Annotated in this window: 3 protein-coding genes and 1 pseudogene; 2 read left to right on the forward strand and 2 right to left on the reverse strand. The window is 65.8% G+C overall.

Going from position 1 to position 2844, the window contains the following annotated elements; all coding sequences use genetic code 11:
• Positions 1–222: pseudogene (locus ACXJKR_RS28910) on the reverse strand (VOC family protein); the annotation flags it as partial.
• Positions 223–347: 125 nt separating this feature from the next.
• On the opposite strand from ACXJKR_RS28910, the gene ACXJKR_RS28915 reads away from it, so the two are divergent.
• A complete protein-coding gene (locus ACXJKR_RS28915) occupies positions 348–1250 on the forward strand; it encodes a LysR family transcriptional regulator (protein ID WP_457325777.1) in 903 nt (300 codons plus the stop codon).
• 26 nt (positions 1251–1276) lie between these two features.
• On the opposite strand, the gene gntR is transcribed toward ACXJKR_RS28915, so the two are convergent.
• Positions 1277–2317 (reverse strand): HTH-type transcriptional regulator GntR, encoded by a 1041-nt coding sequence (gntR, locus tag ACXJKR_RS28920; protein WP_457325778.1) that lies wholly within the window; start codon positions 2315–2317, stop codon positions 1277–1279.
• A 247-nt stretch (positions 2318–2564) separates the two neighbouring features.
• Between gntR and ACXJKR_RS28925 the strand changes: the two genes are divergently transcribed.
• A partial coding sequence (locus ACXJKR_RS28925; RefSeq protein WP_457325779.1) for a hypothetical protein occupies positions 2565–2844 on the forward strand: 280 nt, incomplete at its 3' end.

The following is a 2844-nucleotide window of genomic DNA, read 5'->3' on the forward strand; positions in this document are numbered from 1 at the left end:
GCCATCGACTGCATTGCGCTGTGCGATACCGGTTTCAGCGGGCGCGAGGTGGGCGACGATCTGGTGGCCGTAGAAATTGAAATCGACCCAATCGTCCGCGCTGCGGCCTTCGGGGCAGCCGAGCAGTTCTCCATAAAACTTTCTGGCCAGGGCGATGTCGTGCACCGCGAATGCGACGTGGAACGGGGAAAGGCTGTCGGGATTCTTGGTGGGGGCACGCATCGTCATGGTCTAGGCATTTGGTTGCTGATCGGGGGCGGTGGTGGTGTTCAGTGCTTGAATCCTAGGCAGTCCAGTGAAAAATAAAATCAATATATATTTGCACCAAGTACAAATATTGTTTGTCAATGATCCGCGAACTGAAGACCTTGATGGCCGTCGCACGCGAGGGCACGTTTGCCGCCGCCGGTGCGCAGATTGGCCTTACGCAGGCAGCCGTCAGCGCGCAGATGCAGCGGCTGGAGGCAGAGCTCGGCTTCCAGCTCTTCGACAGGACTGGACGATCGGCGCGTCTCAATGCCATGGGGCAGCAGATGCTGGCGCAAGCCCAGGAACTGCTTCTGCTCTATGGCAACCTGGGGGCCAGCAACACCGGGCCGCAATCGACCGTGCTGCTCAACATCGGCGCCATTGCATCGGTCCAACGCTCGCTGCTACCGGACGCACTCGGGAAGTTCCACAAGCAGCTTCCCAGCTCCCGCACGCGAGTCGTTCCGGGCTTGTCCATGGAACTGTTGAACCTCGTTGATGCCGGCGATATCGCCATGGCAGCGATCMTTCGCCCACCGTTCTCGTTGCACAGTGACCTGCGCTGGAGCACGCTCGCGCACGAGCCGTTTCGCCTGCTGGTGCCGCGGCACGTGGCCGGCGACGACTGGGCCCAGCTGCTATCCAGCGAACCGTTCGTCCGATATGACCGCGCCTCGTTTGGCGGGAGGCAGGTCGACCGCTTCCTGCGCGCCGCGCACCTGAGCGTGCAGCAGGTTTGCGAGCTCGACGAACTGGATGCGATCGTGCGGCTGGTGGCCAACGGGGTGGGGGTCGCGCTGGTGCCGCAGACCGCCACGCATCGCAGGTGGCCCGCGGCGGTACGCGCGATCGACCTCGGGCATCACACCTTCCATCGCGACATCGGCCTCGTTCATCGAGCGAGCCGAAGCCTCAGCGAGCCAGCACGGCTGCTCGCGCAGCTCATTTGCGACGCGTACAGAGGTAGCGCAGCGCTCCGCCAGGTCGAAGATCGCCGGTGACGGCGCCGCGCCACAGCGAGYCGTTCTTAGGTTGACGCCCGCCGCACGACCTGGAAGCCCAGGTCCACGTTGGGCTGCTCCACCGGCTGGCCGCGCATCAGCTTCATCAACATCTGCGCCGCCTGCTCGCCGATCTGACGGCGCGGCGTGGCCACGGTGGTGAGTGGCGGCACCATCTGGTCGCTGCCCGGCAGGTCGTTGAAGCCGGCCACCGCCACGCGGCCAGGCACGGCCACCCCCAGGCGCAAGGCCGCCAGCAGCGCGCCCTGCGCAAGGTCGTCGTTGCAGAAGAAGATGGCGTCGGTCTCAGGCGCCTCGCGCAGCACACGCTCCAGCATCGCGCCACCGAGCGCCATGGACGAGGGCTCTGCGATCAGCACCTTGTTCACGCTCTCGCCCAGGCCGGCTTGCACCAGCGCCTCCTTGTAGCCCTCACCGCGTTCCAAGGTGCGTGGATCGAGCTGGGCGGCAACGTAGACGACGCGGCGCCGACCCGAATCGAGCAGATGCTGCGTGATGGCCCGCCCGGCATCGCGTTGCGAGAAGCCCACGCTGTGGCTGCCCGGCTCCACCTCCATCACATGCACGCAGGGAACGCCGCTGCCCTCGATCAGAGCGGCCGCCGCCGGGCTGCGATCGCGGCCGGTGACGATGAGACCGGCCGGCCGGTGTGCCAGAAAGCTGCGCAGCACGGCCTCCTCTTCGCTGGCGTCGTAATGGGTGACGCCGATCAGCGTCTGGTAGCCAGCCGGCACGAGCGTGGTCTGCACCGCGTCGAGCAGCTCGACGAACAAGGTATTGCTCAGCTTGGGGATCAGCACCGCGACATGGGAGCTGCGGCTGGAGGCCAGCGCGCGGGCGGCCGGATCGGGCACGTAGCCCAGCGCAGTGGCGGCGGCCTGGACGCGCTCGCACAGCTCCTGCGCCACCGCCCGCTCGCCACGCAGGGCCCGCGACACGGTGATGGGGCTGACGCCGGCGGCCTGCGCCACGTCCGCCAGCGTCACCCGGCCGGTGGCCCTGGTGCGTCTGGGGGAGGCGGCTGATGTCGTCTTGCTGCTCGGCATTTCTACATGGTATCCCCCATATCGGAGGGGGAATTCGATGCCTAGGATAGCGCAATCCCGAAACGCGATAGCCCACGGCGCAGCTGTTCAAACCTTGGGGATCGCGTGTTTGGGCGAGTTTCAACCTAAGCCATCCGGTTTTTTTAAGCTTCCCGGACAGCGCTATCCAATAACCAAGTTTGTTTACCGAATACCGGCTCAACGACCACAAGGCAGCGGCCCACCGTGCCACCTCAGGAGACCTCCCATGCGAAATCCCGGTTCCAAGACCCTGATCCATCTGGCGGCCCTCACGGCTTGCGCCGTGCTGGCGCTTCCCGCCCTGGCCCAAAGCGCTGAGACACCGGCCACAACGCCTGACGCCGCGCCAGAGGTCAATCCCGGCGCCAGCGTGCTGAGCACCGTGGTCATTACGGGCTCGCGCATCTCGGCGCGCGGCTTCACGCAACCGACGCCGACCACGCGCCTCACCGCCTCGGATCTCGAGAAGGCGGCTCACCCGAACATTTTCCAGAGCCTCGTTGAGT

It is taken from the genome of Roseateles sp. P5_E11 (assembly GCF_054049355.1).

Bases quoted from the DNA above. Each gene is read 5' to 3' on its own strand.
- gntR (WP_457325778.1), bottom strand. From the start codon at position 2,317: ATGCCGAGCAGCAAGACGACATCAGCCGCCTCCCCCAGACGCACCAGG.